General features: G+C 67.5%; 15 protein-coding genes. 4 read left to right on the forward strand and 11 right to left on the reverse strand.

Annotated elements, in window-relative coordinates; genetic code table 11:
• Nucleotides 1-10: 10 nt before the first annotated feature.
• From HZS63_RS01310 to HZS63_RS01320, 3 genes are all read right to left on the reverse strand, one after another.
• Nucleotides 11-448, reverse strand: a complete 438-nt coding sequence (locus tag HZS63_RS01310) for a universal stress protein (RefSeq protein ID WP_180682209.1) — start codon at nucleotides 446-448, stop codon at nucleotides 11-13.
• A 97-nt stretch (nucleotides 449-545) separates the two neighbouring features.
• Complete coding sequence (locus HZS63_RS01315; RefSeq protein ID WP_180682210.1) at nucleotides 546-3,413, reverse strand: molybdopterin-dependent oxidoreductase; 2,868 nt, start codon at nucleotides 3,411-3,413, stop codon at nucleotides 546-548.
• Nucleotides 3,410-5,131: an NAD(P)H-dependent oxidoreductase subunit E gene (locus HZS63_RS01320; protein WP_180682211.1), complete on the reverse strand. Its 1,722-nt coding sequence runs from the start codon at nucleotides 5,129-5,131 to the stop codon at nucleotides 3,410-3,412. The genes HZS63_RS01315 and HZS63_RS01320 overlap by 4 nt, the downstream gene beginning before the upstream one ends.
• Nucleotides 5,132-5,282: 151 nt before the next feature.
• Here HZS63_RS01320 and HZS63_RS01325 point away from each other — a divergent pair, with 151 nt between their 5' ends.
• Nucleotides 5,283-7,034: a diguanylate cyclase gene (locus HZS63_RS01325; protein ID WP_180682212.1), complete on the forward strand. Its 1,752-nt coding sequence runs from the start codon at nucleotides 5,283-5,285 to the stop codon at nucleotides 7,032-7,034.
• 51 nt (nucleotides 7,035-7,085) lie between these two features.
• On the forward strand, nucleotides 7,086-8,126 hold the full coding sequence (locus HZS63_RS01330; RefSeq protein ID WP_180682213.1) for an IS630 family transposase: 1,041 nt from the start codon (nucleotides 7,086-7,088) through the stop codon (nucleotides 8,124-8,126).
• On the opposite strand, the gene HZS63_RS01335 is transcribed toward HZS63_RS01330, so the two are convergent.
• Genes HZS63_RS01335 through HZS63_RS01370 form a run of 8 tightly spaced genes read right to left on the reverse strand, consistent with a single transcriptional unit; the run spans nucleotide 8,093 to nucleotide 16,009 of the window.
• Entirely contained in the window at nucleotides 8,093-8,389 is a 297-nt protein-coding gene (locus HZS63_RS01335; protein ID WP_180682214.1) for a DUF1289 domain-containing protein, read from the reverse strand. The genes HZS63_RS01330 and HZS63_RS01335 overlap by 34 nt on opposite strands.
• A 9-nt stretch (nucleotides 8,390-8,398) precedes the next feature.
• Nucleotides 8,399-8,905 (reverse strand): YbaK/EbsC family protein, encoded by a 507-nt coding sequence (locus HZS63_RS01340; RefSeq protein ID WP_180682215.1) that lies wholly within the window; start codon nucleotides 8,903-8,905, stop codon nucleotides 8,399-8,401.
• Between the two features lie 30 nt (nucleotides 8,906-8,935).
• Complete coding sequence (locus HZS63_RS01345; RefSeq protein WP_180682216.1) at nucleotides 8,936-9,601, reverse strand: LysE family transporter; 666 nt, start codon at nucleotides 9,599-9,601, stop codon at nucleotides 8,936-8,938.
• Nucleotides 9,602-9,607: 6 nt separating this feature from the next.
• Entirely contained in the window at nucleotides 9,608-10,525 is a 918-nt protein-coding gene (locus HZS63_RS01350; protein WP_180682217.1) for a hydroxymethylglutaryl-CoA lyase, read from the reverse strand.
• A gap of 18 nt (nucleotides 10,526-10,543) precedes the next feature.
• Entirely contained in the window at nucleotides 10,544-11,473 is a 930-nt protein-coding gene (locus tag HZS63_RS01355) for a 2-hydroxyacid dehydrogenase (RefSeq protein ID WP_180682218.1), read from the reverse strand.
• Between the two features lie 51 nt (nucleotides 11,474-11,524).
• The gene (locus tag HZS63_RS14205; RefSeq protein ID WP_180682219.1) at nucleotides 11,525-13,600 is read right to left on the reverse strand and encodes an acetyl/propionyl/methylcrotonyl-CoA carboxylase subunit alpha; all 2,076 of its coding nucleotides are present in this window, start codon (nucleotides 13,598-13,600) and stop codon (nucleotides 11,525-11,527) included.
• Nucleotides 13,601-13,611: 11 nt separating this feature from the next.
• The gene (locus tag HZS63_RS01365) at nucleotides 13,612-14,391 is read right to left on the reverse strand and encodes an enoyl-CoA hydratase/isomerase family protein (protein WP_180682220.1); all 780 of its coding nucleotides are present in this window, start codon (nucleotides 14,389-14,391) and stop codon (nucleotides 13,612-13,614) included.
• Nucleotides 14,392-14,401: 10 nt separating this feature from the next.
• The gene (locus tag HZS63_RS01370; protein WP_180682221.1) at nucleotides 14,402-16,009 is read right to left on the reverse strand and encodes a carboxyl transferase domain-containing protein; all 1,608 of its coding nucleotides are present in this window, start codon (nucleotides 16,007-16,009) and stop codon (nucleotides 14,402-14,404) included.
• Nucleotides 16,010-16,140: 131 nt separating this feature from the next.
• Between HZS63_RS01370 and HZS63_RS01375 the strand changes: the two genes are divergently transcribed.
• Together HZS63_RS01375 and HZS63_RS01380 are read left to right on the forward strand one after the other, a co-directional pair.
• Entirely contained in the window at nucleotides 16,141-17,256 is a 1,116-nt protein-coding gene (locus HZS63_RS01375) for an AraC family transcriptional regulator (RefSeq protein ID WP_425505902.1), read from the forward strand.
• Complete coding sequence (locus HZS63_RS01380) at nucleotides 17,253-18,638, forward strand: HD-GYP domain-containing protein (RefSeq protein ID WP_180682222.1); 1,386 nt, start codon at nucleotides 17,253-17,255, stop codon at nucleotides 18,636-18,638. The genes HZS63_RS01375 and HZS63_RS01380 overlap by 4 nt, the downstream gene beginning before the upstream one ends.
• Nucleotides 18,639-18,644 lie beyond the last annotated feature (6 nt).

An 18,644-nucleotide genomic window follows, 5' to 3' on the forward strand; every position in this document is an offset into this window, starting at 1 on the left:
TCAGCGCGAATCAGGGCTTGACGATGAGCACCGGCACCTTGGCGTGGGTGAGCACTTTCTGCGCCACGCTGCCCAGGATCAGCGCCTGCACGCCCTTGCGGCCGTGCGAACCCATGACGATGAGGTCGCAACCCTCGACCTCGGCGGTTTCCAGGATGCCTTCGTAGGTCACGTTGCGCTCGATCGTGTCGCCGGCAAAGGCCACGCCGCGGGACTCGCAGCACTGGCGGATGTCGTTGAGCGAACGGTCGGCGGCGGCCTGGGCCTCGGCCATGTAGGCCTGCAGACCCGCGGCAGAGGCGTCACCGATGCCGATGTAGGGGAAGGGGTCGATCACGTACAGGCCGACGATGGTCGCGCCGTGCACCTTGGCCAGATCGGCCGCGAATTCGGCAGCGCCGTGGGCGAGCTTGGAACCGTCTGACGGCACCAGGATTTTCTTGAACATGTCGACTCCTCTTCGTGATGGGGAATTGCTACAGCCCCCATCTTACCCAACCGGAAACGCCCTGGGATGCGTAAAAACACGTGACCCATGGATACCGTTACGTGTTCATCACCGCCTCCACACGCACGGCGCAGTATTTCACCTCGGCGATCTTGCCCACGGGGTCCAGGGCCGGGATGGTCAGCAGGTTGGCCGCGGCTTCCACATAGGCGAACGGGATGAAGGCGACCTGGGGCTGGATGCCCTCGTCGGCCCGCACGCGCAGGCGCACCTCGCCACGCCGGCTGACCACCCTGGCCCAACCGCCAGCCATCAAACCCAGCCGCGCGATGGCCTTGGGGTGCAGGCTGACGGTGGGTGCGGGCTCGATGGCGTCGAGCACCCCGCTGCGCCGGGTCATGGAGCCGGTGTGCCAATGCTCCAGCTGGCGCCCGGTGACCAGCACCATGGGGTAGTCGGCATCCGGGCGTTCGGCCGGCTCACGCAGGCCCACGGGCACCAGCCGTGCCCTGCCGCTGGGGGTGGGGAAGCGGTCCATGAACACGATGGGCTGGCCAGGGTCGTCTTCGCTGCGCACCGGGTGCGTAACAGCGCCGGCGTGCAGCAGCCGGCTCCACGACAGCCCGGCGATCGACGGCATGAGCGCGCGCATCTCCTCGTACACCCGGCCGATGCCGCTGTCGGGTTCGGCGCCGCTGCCGTCTGCCGCGATGCCGTAGGCCCAGGGCAGGCCCAGGCGCAGCGCCAGTTGCTCGGTGATCCAGGCATCGGCGCGGGCGTCTCCCGGCGCGGCCACGGCCTTTCGGCCCAGCTGCACGGTACGGTCGGTGTTGGTGACGGTGCCGGTCTTTTCGGGCCAGGCGGTGGCGGGCAGCACCACGTCGGCCAGCGCCGCGGTTTCGGTCAGGAAGATGTCCTGCACCACCAGGTGTTCCAGCCGGGCCAGCGCTTCGCGGGCATGGGTGGCGTCCGGGTCGCTCATGGCGGGGTTTTCGCCCTGGATCAGCATGGCGCGGATCTGCCCGTCGTGGGCGGCGTCGATGATTTCCACCACGGTCAGGCCGGGCTGGGTATCCAGCGCGCCTTCAGGCAGCCCCCACAGGCGTTCGGCCTGTTGGCGGGCTTCAGCGTTCGCCACCCCGCGGTAATCGGGCAACACCATCGGAATCAGCCCTGCGTCGCTGGCGCCCTGTACGTTGTTCTGGCCCCGCAAGGGGTGCAGGCCGGTGCCAGGGCGGCCGATCTGGCCCGTGACCATGGCCAGCGCGATCAGGCAGCGCGCGTTGTCGGTGCCGTGGGAGTGCTGGCTCACGCCCATCCCCCACAGGATCATGCTGCTGCGGGCGGTGGCGTAGGCGCGGGCGACTTCGCGGATGGTCTCGGCGTCGATGCCGCAGATCGGGGCCATGGCTTCGGGGCGCCAGTCCTCGCCGCCTTTTTCTGGGCCGTTCAGGATATGGTCGCGCAGGGCTTCGTAATCCTGCGTGCGTTCGGCAATGAAGGCGTCGTCGGTCAACCCTTCGCTGAGGATGACGTAGAGCATGGCGTTGAGCAAGGCCACGTCGCTGCCGGGCTGGAAGGTCAGCGTGCGCCAGGCGTGGCGGGCCAGTTCGGTGCGGCGCGGGTCGGCCAGCACCAGCTTCGCGCCGCGCTTGACCGCGTTCTTGATCCAGCTCGCCCCCACCGGGTGGTTGATCGCTGGATTGGCGCCGATGAGGAAGATGAAGTCGGCGTGCGCCACATCGCGCAGCGGGTTGCTGACCGCACCGGACCCGATGCCTTCCATCAGCGCGGCCACGCTAGACGCATGGCACAGGCGCGTGCAGTGGTCCACGTTGTGGGTGTGAAAGGCGCTGCGGATCAGTTTCTGGAACAGGTAGGCCTCTTCGTTCGTGCCTTTGGCGGAGCCGAAACCGGCCACCGCCGCGCCGCGCCCCTTCACGGGCTGGGCGTCGCGTACCCGGGCCAGGCCCTCAGCCGCGAGCGTCAGGGCTTCGTCCCAGGTGGCTTCTCGGAACTGTGCGCGCAGCGTGGCAGCATCGGCCCGCCCACCGGGGCCCCGGGTCAGGATGGCCGGGTCTTTCGGCGCATCGTGGCGGCGCACCAGCGGCACGGTGAGCCGGTCCGGGTGGTGGGCGTAATCGAAGCCGAAGCGGCCCTTGACGCAGAGCCGCCCGTCGTTCGCCGGGCCGGCGCGGCCCTCGACGTGGTCGATGCGCTCGCCGTTCACGTGGTAGGTGAGCTGGCAGCCCACGCCGCAGTACGGGCAAACGGAATCCACCTGCCGCTCGGCCACGCGGGTGTAGGCCCCGTTGGCGGGGGCGATGGCGCCGGTCGGGCAGGCCTGCACGCACTCGCCACAGGCCACGCAGGTGCTCTGGCCCATGGGTTCGCCCTGGTCGAACACGACCTGCACCTGCCCCCCCCGGAACGACAGGCCGAGCACGTCGTTGCCCTGCACGTCGCGGCAGGCGCGGATGCAGCGGGTGCACTGGATGCAGACGTCCAGGCTGACCGTCATGGCCGGGTGGGTGGTATCCGGCCCCTGGGCGGCCTTGCGCGCCTGCGACGGTCCACGCACTTGGAAGCGCTGGCCATCGGCGTTCAGCCGTTCGGCCCATTGCGCCAGTTCGCTGTCGTGTTTCAGGCGGCGGGTATCGGGCGCATCGGCTTGCAGCAGCTCCAGCACGGTGCGCTGGGCGCGTTGCACGCGGGGGGTGTCGGTGCGCACGGCCATGCCGACCTGTGGCGCGCGGCAGCAGGAGGCCGCGAGCACGCGCTCACCCTCGATCTCCACCACACAGGCGCGGCAGTTGCCAGCAGGAGGCAGGCCGGGCTGGTGGCACAGGTGCGGAATGGCCACGCCCAGCCGCTGGGCCACCTGCCACACGCTTTCGCCGGGCAGGGCCTGGGCCGGCGCCCCGTTCAGGGTGAAATCGATCAGAGGCAGATCGGACGCGCTCATGCCCGGACCTCCTGCGGGAAGAACCGCAGCACGCTGTCAAAAGGGTTGGGCGCGGCCTGGCCGAGCCCGCAGATGGACGCCTCGCGCATCACATGGGAGAGGTCGCCCAGGCGCTCCGCGTCCCACACCGGGGCCTGCATCAACGCGGTGGCCTGTGTGGTGCCGGCCCGGCAGGGGGTGCACTGCCCGCAGGACTCGTGTTCGAAGAAACGCATCAGGTTCAGCGCCGCGTCGCGCGCCCGGTCGTGCTGGCTCAGCACCACCACCGCCATCGAACCCACAAAGGCACCGTGTGGCGCCAGGGTGTCGAAATCCAGCGGCACATCGGCCAGCGCTGCAGGCAGGATGCCGCCCGAAGCCCCACCCGGCAGGTAGGCATACAGGGTGTGCCCCGGTGCCATGCCGCCCGCGTACTCGTGCAGCAACTCATGGAGCGTGATGCCGGCCGGCGCCAGATACACCCCTGGCCGGGCCACCCGGCCCGACACGCTGAAGCGCCGCAGGCCGCTGCGCCCGTGTCTGCCTTGCCCGGCCAACCACTGCCCCCCACGCACCAGCAGCGTGGGCAGCCACCACAGCGTCTCGACGTTGTGCGCCAGCGTGGGCCGGCCAAACACGCCGTTCACCGCCACGATGGGCGGCTTGAGCCGGGGCATGCCGCGCTTGCCCTCCACCGACTCGATCAGCGCCGACTCCTCGCCGCAGATGTAGGCGCCCGCCCCGCGCCGCAGTTCCACCGTCGGGAATTCCGCTGTCGGGAACCGGCCACGCCACTCGGCCACGCGCTGGGCAAGCCGGGCCAGTTCGTCTTGCAGCAACTGGCGCACGTCGTGGTATTCGTCGCGCAGGTAGATCCAGATGTGTTCGGCGCCCACCACGTGCGCCGCGATCAGCATGCCCTCCAGGAACGGGCGGGGTTCATGGGCCAGCACATGCCAGTCCTTGAAGGTGCCCACCTCCCCCTCGTCGATGTTGACCACCATGGCCCTGGGGCCGGGCTGGGCACGCACCGTCTCCCACTTGCGCCAGGCAGGGAAACCGGCGCCGCCCAGGCCACGCAGACCGGAAACCTTGAGGTCGTGCAACACCTGCTCGGCCGTCAGTTCCCCGCGCAGCAGGCGCTCGAACTGGGCAAAATCCTCGGGTGCCTCGGGCGCGCCACTGGCCGGCAATGCACGCGGCCCCGTCTGGCCTTGGGCGAGCACCTGCTGCACCGACTCCGCCGAGGCCTGCGGCATCTGCCGCTGCCCCACGCAGGCCGCCGGTGCCTGGTGGCACTGCCCGATGCAGGGCGCCTCCACCACCTTCACCGAACCGTCGGCGCCAAACCGCTCCTGCAATGACCGCAACAGGCTCTCGCCGCCCGCCATGGCGCAAGACAGGCTGGTGCACACCCGCACCGTGTGGCGGGGCAGCACGGCGTCGTCCTCCACCACCTCGAAGTGGTGATAGAACGTGGCCACCTCGTACACCTCCACCTGGCTCAGGCGCAGCCGCTCGGCCAGTGCGGCCAGATGCCCCTTGCGCAAGCCGCCCTCGGCGTCCTGCAAACGGTGCAGGTGCTCGATCAGCAGGTCGCGGCGCGTGGCCAGGTCTGCACAGACGCTGGCCACGCACGCGCGATCGGCTTCGCCCACCTGGCGGCCTTTGGGCGTACCCCGGGCAACGGGGCGCTCGGCCTGCATCCAGACCACGGCAGATGATGCATTGTTATTCATTTGTTCCGCGAAACATGGGCCATTTAGGGAGTAAACATGCAGTTTAATGCATATTCCCCATGGACATCCTCCGAGGCTCGAGAGCGTTTACAGTGAAGCACCGATCATGCCTCGCCAAACGCCCTTTCCCTGCATTACCCGACTGTGCCTCATGGCCATGTGGCTCGGCCTCCCCGCCCGAGCCGTGCTGGCCGCCTGGAGCCTGATCCTCTTGGGGCTGGTGGCCGCAGGGGGCCCCGTGTGGGCGCAACAGGTGGTCCAACTGACCCCCCATGCGCAAGGGCGGTCGCTGCAGGGTCAGGTCGGGGTGCGCGAGGACCCGACGGGTCGACTGACCCTGCAGGACATGCTCCAGAACCCAGCCGGTGAATCATGGCACACCCCCGACGGCCCGCTGCGCCTGCACGGGCCGTCGGCCTGGTGGCTCCAGATCCGACTCTCGGCGGATGCCCGCCCCGACCAGTGGATCCTGGCCTTTCCCACCACCGCCATACGTGACATCGAGTTTCACGGCCCCTTCGCCAGCGACGGGTTGGCCTGGGGTCAGGGAGCCACCACCGGACTGATCCGGCCCCATGCCAGCCGCCCCCTCGGGATGGAGCGCATCACGTACCCATTCCATGTCCCATTTGCGGGCGAGTACACGATCTACGTTCGGGTGCATAACACGATCGCCCAGAACATCACACCCTCGGTGTGGGAATTATCGGACTACCTCAAGAACCGGCAACACAAACGGCTGTTTGACGGCGTTATCTACGGCATCCTGCTCACGCTGCTGATCTACAACCTCACGCTCGCCGGGGCCTTCCGCGACGCCACCTACCTGCACTATGTGCTGACCTGTGCCGCGGCCTTGCTCACCATCGGCACCTTCAACGGTCACACCGCGCATTACCTCTGGCCCGACAGTCCCTGGTGGATTGAACACAGCTACCTGATCTGGCCCGCCCTCTGGCTGGCTTGCAGCGCGGCATTCGCCCGGGTGTTTCTGGGCACCCCCAAGGTGGGCCGATCGGCGGACGTGCCGGTGATGGCCTTGGGGGCACTGGCGCTGCTGTCCGCCTTGCTTGGGGCGACAGGAGCCATCGCCCTGGCCCAGCGCATCAACGAAACGCTGGCCTTGGGCGGCGTCGCGGTCGTCACGGCGATCGCCCTGTGGATCTGGCGGCGGGGCTATGCCGCGGCCGGCTGGTACCTGCTCGCCAAGCTGACGCTGTTCGTCTGCGTGGTCGGGGTGGTGTTCGTGGCCCGGGGTTGGTGGGATGCCCCATTTGTGTTGTCCAACGGGCTGCAAATCGGCATCGCGGCCGAAATGGTGGTCTTTGCCATAGCGCTGAGCGCCCGCATCCATGCGATCCAGCGGGAAAAGACGGTGCTGAGCCTGCGGGCCGCCCATCTCGCCCGGGCCGCCATGACCGATGCCCTCACGGGACTGGCCAACCGCCGAGGGCTGACCGAAAGCGCCCAGCGACTCCTGACCCAGGCCGGACAGCATGCCGTGCTGCTGTTCGACCTGGACCGTTTCAAACCCATCAACGACCAGCATGGACACGAAGTCGGCGACCAGGTGCTGGCGGAGATCGGCCGCCGGTTGGCCCAGCATTGCCGCGACAGCGACATCGCCGCCCGCCTGGGAGGGGACGAATTCGTCGTGTTGCTCGGGCACTGCCCCGACCGACCCGTGCTGGACGCCATGGTGCAGCGCCTGTGCGATGCGGTGGATGCCCCTCTGCAGATCGACGGGCAGGCATATCAGGTCAGCGCCAGCGTGGGCGTGGCCTTGGCACCGGCACAAGGCCGGGAATTGCAGCCGCTGCTGCGCCTCGCCGATCAGGCCATGTACGCGGCCAAAAACACTGGCAGTCGCTACGCCTTCGCCGAACAGACGCCTGCTTATTGATCCGGCCTCATAAAGTCAGAACTTTGATGCGGTTTTTTGCTCCCAAGTGGTATGGAAAAAGAAAGCGCAAGAACCCAAACTCTGGAGCAGTTGCACGAACGGCGCAAGCAAGTCATCCGCCTGCACAAGCGGGGCATCAAGGTCATGCAACTGGTGCAGATGACGGGGCTGAGCTACCCAGCCGTGCGTACGGTGCTGGATCTATTTGAGCAAGGTGGCTGGTCAGCCATCAAACCCGCTGAGCGTGGCCGCAGCAAAGGCGATGCCCGACTGCTCACTCCAGAGCAGGAGGCACACATCCAGAAGACCATCTGTGACAAACGCCCTGAACAACTGAAGATGGACTTCTTCCTGTGGAGCCGCGCGGCCGTGATGCTGCTCATCGAACAGGAGTGCGGCCTCAAGCTGGGTGTGCGCACCGTGGGCAAGTACCTGGCCCGCTGGGGCTTCACCCCACAAAAGCCTATCAAACGCGCCTACGAGCAACGCCCCGAGGCGGTCAAGGCCTGGCTTGATGAGCACTACCCAGCCATTGAGCAGAAGGCCAATGCCGAAGGCGGTGAAATCCACTGGGGCGATGAAACCGCCCTGGTCAACACCGACGTGCGCGGCAGGAGTTACGCGCCGGCGGGCGAGACACCGGTGGCGTACACGGTGGGCAATTCGCGCCAGAAGCTGTCCATGATCGCCACCGTCACCAACCGGGGCAAGGCGCGCTGGATGATCATTGACGAGGCGTTCAACGCCGAGCGGCTGATCGAATTCCTGCAAGCCTTGATCAAGGACGCAGGACGCAAGGTGTTTCTGATCCTGGACAACCTGCGGGTGCACCACAGCAAGCCGGTGAAGGCGTGGCTGGCAGACAAGACCGACAAGATCGAGGTGTTCTACCTGCCCAGTTACAGCCCGGAGCTCAACCCCGAGGAGCGGCTGAACGCGGACCTCAAGCAGGCCATGGGCAAGCGGGTGCCGGTGCGCACCAAGGCCAAGCTGAGGGAGGCGGCCAACGAGCACATGGCGATGCTGGAGAAGTCACCCGAGCGGGTGATGAGCTTCTTTCAAGACCCTCGGGTCAAGTACGCCGCAGGTTGAGACTTCTTGGGGCCGGAGCAATAGCCCCGAAGCCCTGCCGCACGCTGCCTGGCCTCGACGCGCGCCCAGCAGGCCTGACGCCCTGCATCGTCCAGGCCGCTCCAGAGCCGGATTTCATCCAGGGTGCGCCAGCAACCTTCGCACAAGCCTGAAACGGCAGACATGCGGCACACGTTGACGCAAGGCGAAGGAAAAGCACCGCCCTTGCGTGCGCGGGCATCCTCGAGTGAAACGAAGGCAGGGAGCATGGTTCGGACCGGCATGCGGGCACTCTAGCGCAGCGTCACGTCGTGCACCGGTGCCCCCGTCAATACCCCCAGGTCCCGTGGTGACAGGCAGAACACGGCGTGCGGATGCCCAGCGGCGGCCCAAATCTGGTCGAAGCGGAACAACGCCTCGTCGATCAACGTGACCGGGGGGTGGGTATGGCCCACGGGAGACACCCCACCGATGGCAAAGCCGGTGCGGGCCCGAACGAAGTCGGCCGATGCCCGCCCCAACGACTGGCCCGCTTCACACACCAGCGCCTGCACCTTGCGTTCATCGACCCGGCGGTCGCCGCTGGTGATGACCAGCACCGCCACCTCGTCGGGCAGGCGGCGAAACACGATGCTCTTGGCGATCTGCCCGAGCGCCACGCCCAGCGCATCGGCGGCTTCCTGTGCCGTACGTGCCGCGCTGTCGAGCATGACCGGGGCATGCGGGTGCCCGAGCGCGGCCAAGGCTCGGGCCACGCGCTGCACCCCCGCAGGAAGGGATTGGAGCTCTGAACCACACATGGGCGGCATGATACCGGGCGCGACGCGGGCTCAGGTGGCCGCACGCTTGACCATGAACAGGCTGGCCCCCATGGCCATGAGCACGCCACCGAACACACGGTTCTGCGCCCTCCGCGCCCGCGCGGACGCGAGCCAGCGCTGAGCCCGGGAGGCCAGCCAAGCGTAGCCGTGCATCACCACCAGGTCCACCGCCACGGTGGTGACCAGGAGGATGAGCAATTGCAACCACAGTGGCCGGTGCGGGCTGATGAACTGCGGCAGCACCGCCACCATGAACACGATGCCCTTGGGGTTGGTGACGTTGGTGAACAGGCCGAGCACGAACCGCTGCCGCGCCGAAGGCAGCCCGGGCGGCAAGGCGGCACGGTCCAACTCCGACGACTGACCGTGGGTGTGCGTCGCATCGGCCACGACCGGCGCCACCCACTGCCGCCAGCCCAGCCACACCAGATACACCGCGCCGAGCACCTTGATGACCGTGAACGCCGTGGCCGAGGCCACCAGCAGCGCCCCCACGCCCACCCCGGCGATCAGCAGCACGATGGACAGCCCCGCCTGCAAGCCCAGGATGGTCGCGCTCGCATGGCGCACGCCGTAGGCCAGGCCGTGCGTCATCGAAAGCACGGCGCCGGAACCGGGTGAAATCGCGATCACCCAGGCCGCCACGAAATAAGCCAACCAAACGTGCAAATCCATAGCGCGTCAGTGTACGCGTTTGGCCAGCAGCGCGCGGCCCACGCGCGAACCCGTGGGCCGCCCCAGTTGCTCGCTGATGTAGGCCCCGGCGTCCACCAGCGCCTCCAGGTCGATGCCGGTCTCGATGCCCAGGCCATCGAGCAGAAAGACCACGTCCTCGGTCGCCACGTTGCCGGTGGCCCCCTTGGCGTAGGGGCACCCCCCCAGCCCGGCCACCGACGACTGGAAGTTCCACACCCCCATCTGCAGCGCCGCCAGCGTGTTGCTCAGCGCCTGGCCATAGGTGTCGTGGAAGTGGCCGCTGATGTGGTCGATGTCGTAATGCGCCAGCGTCGCCTCGATGGCGCGCTGCACCTTCAGCGGCGTGCCCACGCCGATGGTGTCGGCCACGTCCACGCGCTGCACCCCGATGTCCTTCATCAGCCGGGCCAGCATGCCCACGCGCTCGGGCGCGATGTCGCCCTCGTAGGGGCAGCCCACGGTGCAGCTCATGGCGCCGCGCACCGCGATGCCAGCATCGAGCGCCGCTTCCACCACCGGGGCGAAGCGTTCGATGCTCTCGGCGATGCTGCAATTGATGTTCTTCTGGCTGAACGCCTCGCTCGCCGCGCCGAAGACGACGATCTCGTCAGGCTGGTCTGGCAGCGCGGCTTCGAAACCTTTCATATTGGGCGTGAGCACCGAGTAGCGCACACCGGGCTGGCGCCGGATGCCTGCCATCACCTCGTGGTTGTCAGCCATCTGCGGCACCCACTTGGGTGACACATAGCTGGTGACCTCGATTTCCTTCAGGCCGGCGGCTTGCAGGCGGTGCACGAGTTCGATCTTCACGGCGGCGGGCACGGGCTGCTTCTCGTTTTGCAGGCCGTCGCGCGGGCCCACGTCGATGAGGCGGACGCGCGCGGGATAGTGTGCAGTGTTCATGGCAGGATCCTTGGGTGATCAATAACCCCGCGCCCGGTCCACCACGCCCGCAATCGGCTCGCCCCGCTCCAGCGCGCGGATCTTGCGCGCGATCTGGGCGATGCTCTCGTCGCGCAGGGTGCGGGCCGAGGTGTGAGGGGTGACGGTGACCCGGGGGTGGGTCCAGAAGGGGTGCGTGGTGGGCAAGGGCTCGGTGCGGAACACGTCCAGGGTGGCGCCGGCCAGATGGCCGCTGTCGAGCAGCGCCAGCAGGTCTTCCTCCACCAGGTGCGCGCCACGCGCCACGTTGATGACGTAGCCACCCGGGCGCAGACGGCCCAGCGTGTCGCGGCCGAGGATGTCGCGGGTCTCGGGCGTCAGGGGCAACAGGTTCACCAATACGCGGCTTGCCGACAGGAAGGCATGCAGACCCTCGCCCATGCCGTGGAAGGTCTGCACGCCATCCAGCACCTTGGGGTTGCGGCTCCAGCCGTTGACAGGGAAGTCGAAGCCCCGCAGCGCCTGCGCCACGCGCGAGCCGAGCACGCCCAGGCCCATCACACCCACGGCGAAATCCTCGCGGTGCCGGGGTTTGCGAAACGCCCATTCGCCGCGCGCCTGCGCCTGCTGGTACAGGTCGAACTCGCGGAAGTGGCGGATGACGGCGTGGCACACGTATTCGGCCATCTGCACGGCCATGCCGGCGTCGTCGAGCCGCACCACCTTGAGGCCGTCGGGGAGGTTCAGGCGCAGCAAGGCGTCCACCCCGGCGCCGATGTTGAACAGGGCCTTGAGGCGCGGTTGCGCGTCGATGAAAGCCTGCGGCGGCGCCCACACGATGGCGTAGTCGGCCGGTTCGGTGGCGACGCCTGCCTGCCACACACTCAGGTCGGCTTCGGGCAGGGCGGCGCGCAACCCGTCCAGCCAGGGTTCGGGACGGGTATCGGTGCAACAGAAAACGATTTTCATGTGCCGCATGGTAAGCGCTGTAGCCGCGCTGAGCCGACGCGCTGGCGACGTTCAGCCGACGCTGAGCTTGAGCAGCTCGGCCCCTTCTGCCACCTGATCGCCAGGGGCGTAGAGCAGTTCGGTCACGGTGCCATCGGCCGGGGCGGCAATGGTGTGTTCCATCTTCATGGCTTCCATCACAGCCAGCGGCTGGCCTTTCTTCACGGCATCGCCCGCCTTCACGGCGAAAGACACCACCTTGCCCGGCATGGGGGCGGTGAGGCGGCCGCCCTCAGCGGCCGTGTCCCCGGCGTGGGCCAGCAGATCGACCTCCACCAGCGTTCGCGCGCCACGCGGCGTGAACACATGCGCGCGCTCGCCTTGCATGTACACGGTGGCCCGGGTGGACTCGCCAGCGAAGGTCACGTCCAGCCGCCAGGCGCCACCGTGCCCCACGGCCACGGCCTCGGCCTCGGCGCAAGGCGCGAAGCTCAACAGGCCGGTCGTGGCTCCTGTGCCTTCTCCCACGGTGAGGCGCAGGGCGCCATCGTGCAGGTAGGCCAGGGTGGCAGGCACATGCGCGTCGCCGTCCTCGAAGGCGAAGCGGCGCTGGAACACGCCGTGGCTGCGCCAGCCGTCGGTCTTGCTGAAGGGGTCGGCACCCTCGGTGGCACGCTCCTGCACCAGGGTTTCGGCCACGGCGGCAGCCACCGCCAGCGGCAGGCTCACCGGCTGCTGGTTGAACAGCAGGGCCTGCTCGCGCTGAATGAGCGCCGTGTCCAGTTTCGCCTGGGCAAACGACGGGCTGCGCACCACGTGGCGCAGGAACTGCACGTTGGTGGCCAGGCCCACGATGTGGGTCTGCGCCAGCGCCTCGTCGAGCCGGGCCAGGGCCTGTTCGCGGGTGTCACCGTGCACGATCAGTTTGGCCACCATGGAGTCGTAGAACGGGCTGATGGTGTCGCCTTCGCGCACGCCATCGTCCACGCGCACGCCGCCGGTCAGGCGCTCGTCGGTCGCACGAACGAAGCTGGTGTGCGCCGGCTTGCGATAGACGTCGAGCGTGCCGGTGGCGGGCAGGAACTGGTTGTCGGGGTTTTCGGCGCAGAGGCGGGCCTCGATGGCGTGGCCGTGCATGCGCAGGTCTTCCTGGCGCAGCGGCAACGGCTCACCGGCGGCCACGCGCAATTGCCACTCCACCAGGTCCAGCCCGGTGATGGCCTCGGTCACGGGGTGCTCCACCTGCAGGCGGGTGTTCATTTCCATGAAGTAGAACTTCATCTGCTCGGGGTGGTCGTAGCCTCCCGGCTGCTCGACGATGAATTCCACCGTGCCGGCGCCCACGTAGTTCACGGCGCGCGCAGCGGCCACGGCGGCCTCGCCCATGCGGGCACGCAGCTCGGGCGTCATGCCGGGGGCCGGGGCTTCTTCCAGCACCTTCTGGTGGCGGCGCTGGACCGAGCAGTCGCGCTCGAACAGGTACACGCAGTGGCCGTGCGTGTCGCCGAACACCTGGATTTCGATGTGGCGCGGGCGCTGCACGTATTTCTCGATCAGCACCGCATCGTCGCCGAAGCTGTTGATGGCCTCGCGCTTGCACGATTCGAGCGCGACCAGGAAGTCTTCGGCTTTCTCGACCGCGCGCATGCCCTTGCCGCCGCCGCCGGCGCTGGCCTTGATGAGCACGGGGTAGCCGATGCGATCGGCTTCGGCCTGGAGCAGCGCCGGGTCCTGGTTGGCGCCGTGGTAACCGGGCACCAGCGGCACCTGCGCCTGCTCCATCAGGCGCTTGGATTCGGCCTTCAGACCCATGGCGCTGATGGCCGATGCGGGCGGGCCGATGAACACCAGCCCCGCTGCCACGCAGGCTCGGGCAAAGTCTTCGTTCTCACTCAAAAAACCATAGCCGGGGTGGATGGCCTCGGCGCCGGTGGTCTTGGCGGCGTCCAGAATGGCCTGCCAGCGCAGGTAGCTGTCTTTGGGCGCGCTGCCGCCGATGTGGACCGCCTCGTCGCAGGCGGCCACATGCTTGGCACGGGCGTCGGCGTCGGAATAGACGGCCACGGTCTTCACCCCCAGGCGCCGGGCGGTGGCGGCCACACGGCATGCAATCTCACCGCGGTTGGCAATCAGAATCTTCTTGAACATCGTTGATCACCTCAGCCCAGCCAGTTCGGTTTGCGTTTCTGCAGGAAGGACTGCACGCCCTCTTTGCCTTCCGCGCTGGCGCGGATGTCGGCAATGCCTTGCACCGTGCGGCGGATCAGCGCCGCATCGATGGTGTGCTCGGCCACGTCCTGCACCAGTTGCTTGCAGGCGCGCATGGCGGCGGGGCCGGCGCTGGTCAAGGCCTTGACCAGTTCATCGACTTTGGCGTCGAGCTGCTCGGCCGGCACCACCTCGTGCACGAAACCGATGCGGTGCGCCTCGGCGGCACTGAAACGTTCGGCCGTGAGGAAGTAGCGGTGCGCGGCGCGCGCGCCCATGGCCCGCGCCACATAGGGGCCGATGGTGGCCGGGATCAGGCCCAGCTTCACCTCGCTCAGGCAATAGCCGGCCGTGTCCACGCTCACGGCCATGTCGCAGCAGGCCACCAAGCCCATGCCACCGGCGTAGACGTCGCCCTGCACCCGGGCCACGGTGGGCTTGGGGCAGGTATAGATCACGCGCAGCATCTCGGCCAGCTTGCCGGCATCGACCAGGTTTTCTTCGCGGCTGTAGTCGGCCATGCGGCGCATCCAGTTCAGGTCGGCGCCGGCGCAGAAGGCCGGTCCTTCTGCGGCGAGCACGATGGCGCGCACATCGTCGCGCTGGCCCAATTCGGTGAACACCTGCGTCAGCTCGGCGATCACCTCGTCATTGAAGGCATTGCGCATCTCGGCACGGGTCAGTGTCACGGTGGCGCGGTAAGCCTCGACTTTCATGGTCAGGTTGTTCATGCTTGACTCCTCACATACGGAAGACACCGAACTTGGTGTCGGGCGTGGGGGTGTTGAGGCTGGCGCTCAGGCCCAGCGCGAGCACACGGCGCGTGTCGGCGGGGTCGATGATGCCGTCGTCCCACAGGCGGGCGGTGGCGTAGTAGGGGTGGCCCTGCTCCTCGTACTGGCGGCGGATGGGCGCCTTGAAGGCCTCTTCTTCCTCCATGCTCCAACGGCCACCCTTGGCCTCGATACCGTCGCGCTTGACCGTGGCCAGCACGCTGGCGGCCTGCTCGCCGCCCATCACGCTGATGCGCGCGTTCGGCCACATCCACAGAAAGCGCGGCGAATAGGCCCGGCCACACATGCCGTAGTTGCCCGCCCCAAAGCTGCCGCCGATGATGATGGTGAACTTCGGGACCTGCGCGGTGGCCACCGCGGTCACCATCTTGGCGCCGTTGCGCGCAATGCCTTCGTTTTCATACTTGCGGCCCACCATGAAGCCGGTGATGTTCTGCAGGAACACCAGTGGAATCTTGCGCTGGCAGCACAACTCGATGAAGTGCGCGCCCTTCAAGGCCGACTCACTGAACAGAATGCCGTTGTTGGCGATGATGCCCACCGGCATGCCTTCGATGTGGGCAAAGCCGCACACCAGCGTGGTGCCATAGCGCTGCTTGAATTCGTGCAGCTCGGAGCCGTCCACGATGCGGGCAATGATCTCGCGCACGTCGAATGGCTTGCGCGTATCGGTGGGGATGACGCCGTACAGTTCTTCGGCCGCATACTTCGGCGGACGCGCCTCGCGCAGAGGGGTGTCCGGGCGCTTTTGGCGGCTGAGGTGGCGCACCGCCTCGCGCGCCAGCGCCAGTGCGTGCAGATCATTCTGCGCCAGGTGATCGGCCACGCCGCTCAGGCGTGTGTGCACGTCGCCACCGCCGAGGTCTTCGGCGCTCACCACCTCGCCGGTGGCGGCTTTCACCAGCGGCGGTCCACCCAAAAAGATGGTGCCCTGGTTCTTCACGATGATGGTCTCGTCGCTCATGGCGGGCACGTAGGCGCCGCCCGCCGTGCACGAGCCCATCACCACCGCGATCTGCGCAATGCCCTGGGCGCTCATGTTGGCCTGGTTGTAGAAGATACGGCCGAAATGGTCGCGGTCAGGGAACACCTCGTCCTGGTTGGGCAGGTTGGCGCCACCCGAGTCCACCAGATAGATGCACGGCAGGCCATTTTGCTGCGCGATCTCCTGCGCCCGCAGGTGCTTCTTCACCGTCATGGGGTAGTAGGTGCCACCCTTGACGGTGGCGTCGTTGCAGACGATCATGCAGTCCACCCCACTGACTCGGCCGATGCCCGCGATCAGGCCGGCGCTCGGCGCATCGTTGCCATACATGTTCAGCGCGGCCAGCGGCGCAATCTCCAGAAAGGGCGTGCCGGGGTCGAGCAGCATCTGCACCCGGTCGCGCGGCAGCAGCTTGCCACGGGCGGTGTGCTTGGCGCGAGCGGCCTCACCGCCGCCCAGCGCCACCTTCTCGATGTGGGCGCGCAAATCATCCACCAGCGCACGCATGGCCTGCGCGTTGTGCTGGAAATCGGCGGAACGGGGATTGAGCTGGGTCTCCAGAACGGTCATCGCTTGCTTTCCTTGTGGGCCAGAGGGCCATCGGATTGTCGGACACCGCGCGGCTTTCGACCAGCCCGCAGCGCCGTCAAGAAGGGTGCAAATCACGCCACGAAATGAGGGTTTTTTGGCACACTCTACCCATGCTGCCCCGTTCGCCCGCCGCCCTGCACCGGCCCACGGCCTCAAACCCCGACAAGACCACCCCCAGAGCCTTGACGCCGATGGCATTCGTGCGCGCCATCGTCTGGGCCTACGAGCGCCGGGGCATGGCCCCATCGAACGCCCTTTCCGTGGCACAGATCCCGCCGCAACTGCTGCATCGCCCTGAGGCCCGCATCACCGCGGCACAACTGGAACGCCTCTCCGACCATGCCATGCGCGAACTCGACGACGAGGCCCTGGGCTGGTTTTCACGCCGCTTGCCCTGGGGCAGCTACGGCATGCTGGCCCGGGCGTCGATCAGCGCCCCGACCCTGGGTGTGGCACTCAAGCGCTGGTGCCGCCACCACGGCCTGCTCACCGACGACATCGGCCTGCAACTCCAGGTGGCTGACGGGCTGGCCAGCGTGATCGTCACCGAAGCGCGCGACCTGGGGCCGGTGCGCGAGTTCTGCCTGGTCTCGGTGCTGCGCAACCTGCACGGGCTCGGCAGCTGGCTGATCGACTCCCGCATCCCGTTGCTGGCCGCGCAGTTCCCTTTCCCAACCCCGGCCCATGCGGACGTCTATCCGGTGCTGTTTCCCGCGGCCGCACCCGCCCGCTTCGATGCAGGCCAGACCCTGCTGCGTTTCGACGCCCGTTACCTGGATCTGCCGTTGCGGCGCGACGAACAAGCCCTGAACCAGATGCTCAAGCACGCGCTACCGCTCATGGTTCAGTCCTACCGCCGAGACCGGCTGCTCATGGAACGGGCCCGGCAATTGTTGCTCACGCAACCCCAGCAAACCCACAACGCCGAAAGGCTGGCCGCTTTGCTCCACATCTCGGCACGCACGCTCTACCGCCACCTCCATGAACAGGGCGTCACCCTGCAGCACCTCAAGGATTCGGTGCGGCGCGAACGCGCATGCGAGTTGCTGTTGCGCACGCACAAACCCATCAAACAGGTCGCCGAAGCAGCCGGTTTCCAGAACGAAAAAAGCTTCATCCGCGCGTTTCGGCTGTGGACCGGACTCACCCCCGCCGCATACCGGCGCCAGCATACCGGTCACGCCATCGCTGGAGCGAAAAACACCCCCACGCATCTGCGACAATGAGTCGTCAACCGAGTCAGGCCGTCTGGCTCCCCAAGCCCATGTCCCCGGAAAGCCCCACCACCACCGCCCACCTCACCCGCACGATCATCGATTACGCGGACACCCGGACCGTCATCGCCAAGGAGGCGATCTACAACACCCAGGGCACCAAGATTCTGGACCAGGGCGCCTCGATCCACGCCGGGCTGTACGACCGGCTGATGGCACATCAGCTCAGCCGCCCGCTGGAGGATGCGTTGACCGTCGAAGGCATGGTGGACGGAGCCGCCATCCGCAAGGGCATCGAGGTGGCGATGGGTTTCGAGCCCTTCTATGCGCGACTCGCGACCCGGCCTCAGCAGGTGGATCGGCTGCTGGGCATTCTGGAAAGCATTCCCTTGCCCGAAGCGGTGGCACTGCAACTGACCATCGCTCGCGACAAGCGACCCAGCCTCTACGATCATGCCCTGCGCAGTGCCTGGATCATGGCCTGGATCATGGCCTGGCTGAGCGATGATCCGCTGCGCCCTCAGTTCGATATCGGCATGGCCGCTGCCGCCGGCCTGCTGCACGACCTGGGCATGCTGCACCTCAACCCGGTGCTGATGGATCACAAGATCCAACTCACCCGCGAGCTGCGGCGCGAGCTCTACAGCCACCCGATCGTGAGCACGCTGCTCGTCGAGCGCCATCACGTCTACCCCCAGGAGGTGGTGCGCGCGGTGATGGAGCATCACGAATACCTCAACGGTTCAGGGTATCCACGCGGCCTGCGCGGCCGCCAGATCAGCCCGATGGGGCAGCAACTCGCCCTCACCGACCTGGTCGTGGCCATGATCAGCGGCCATGACGACGGTGGCGAACTGCGGCTGAGCGTGCTGCTGCGCATGAACATGCACCGCTATGCCCGCCCACTGATCAACCGGATACTCGGCGTGCTCGACCCGGCCCAGGACCCGCGCAGCGAGTCGGTGCTCCCGCTCGCGGCCCCGGTGGACGTGTTGCAACAGGTGCACCGCGTGCTGCAGGATTGGCCGCCCCCCTTCGCGCACTCTCCCGATATCACCCCCGCACGCCGCGAAGGCATGGCCGTGGTTTCGGAACTCATCAACGAACTGCTGCGCAACCTGGCCGAGGCCGGCCTGACGCCAGCACAGCTCGAACAGCTCGGCAACCCGACCGAAGACCCGATGCTGATGAAAGAGCTCTCGCTGCTCGCACGTGAAGCCGTCTGGCAGCTCCGCGCCCTGGCCCGACAAGCCCGCCAGCGATGGGCGGCTGACCAGCACAGCAGCCATCCCGGGGAACTACAAGCCTGGCTCGACAGCGCGGACGCGCTGAGCCAGCGGATCAACGGCACCTCCGAGGGACAGGAGCCGGTGTACACACGCGCCACCCACTGAACCGGG

Source organism: Tepidicella baoligensis, assembly GCF_013432195.1.
GTDB lineage: Bacteria > Pseudomonadota > Gammaproteobacteria > Burkholderiales > Burkholderiaceae_C > Tepidicella > Tepidicella baoligensis.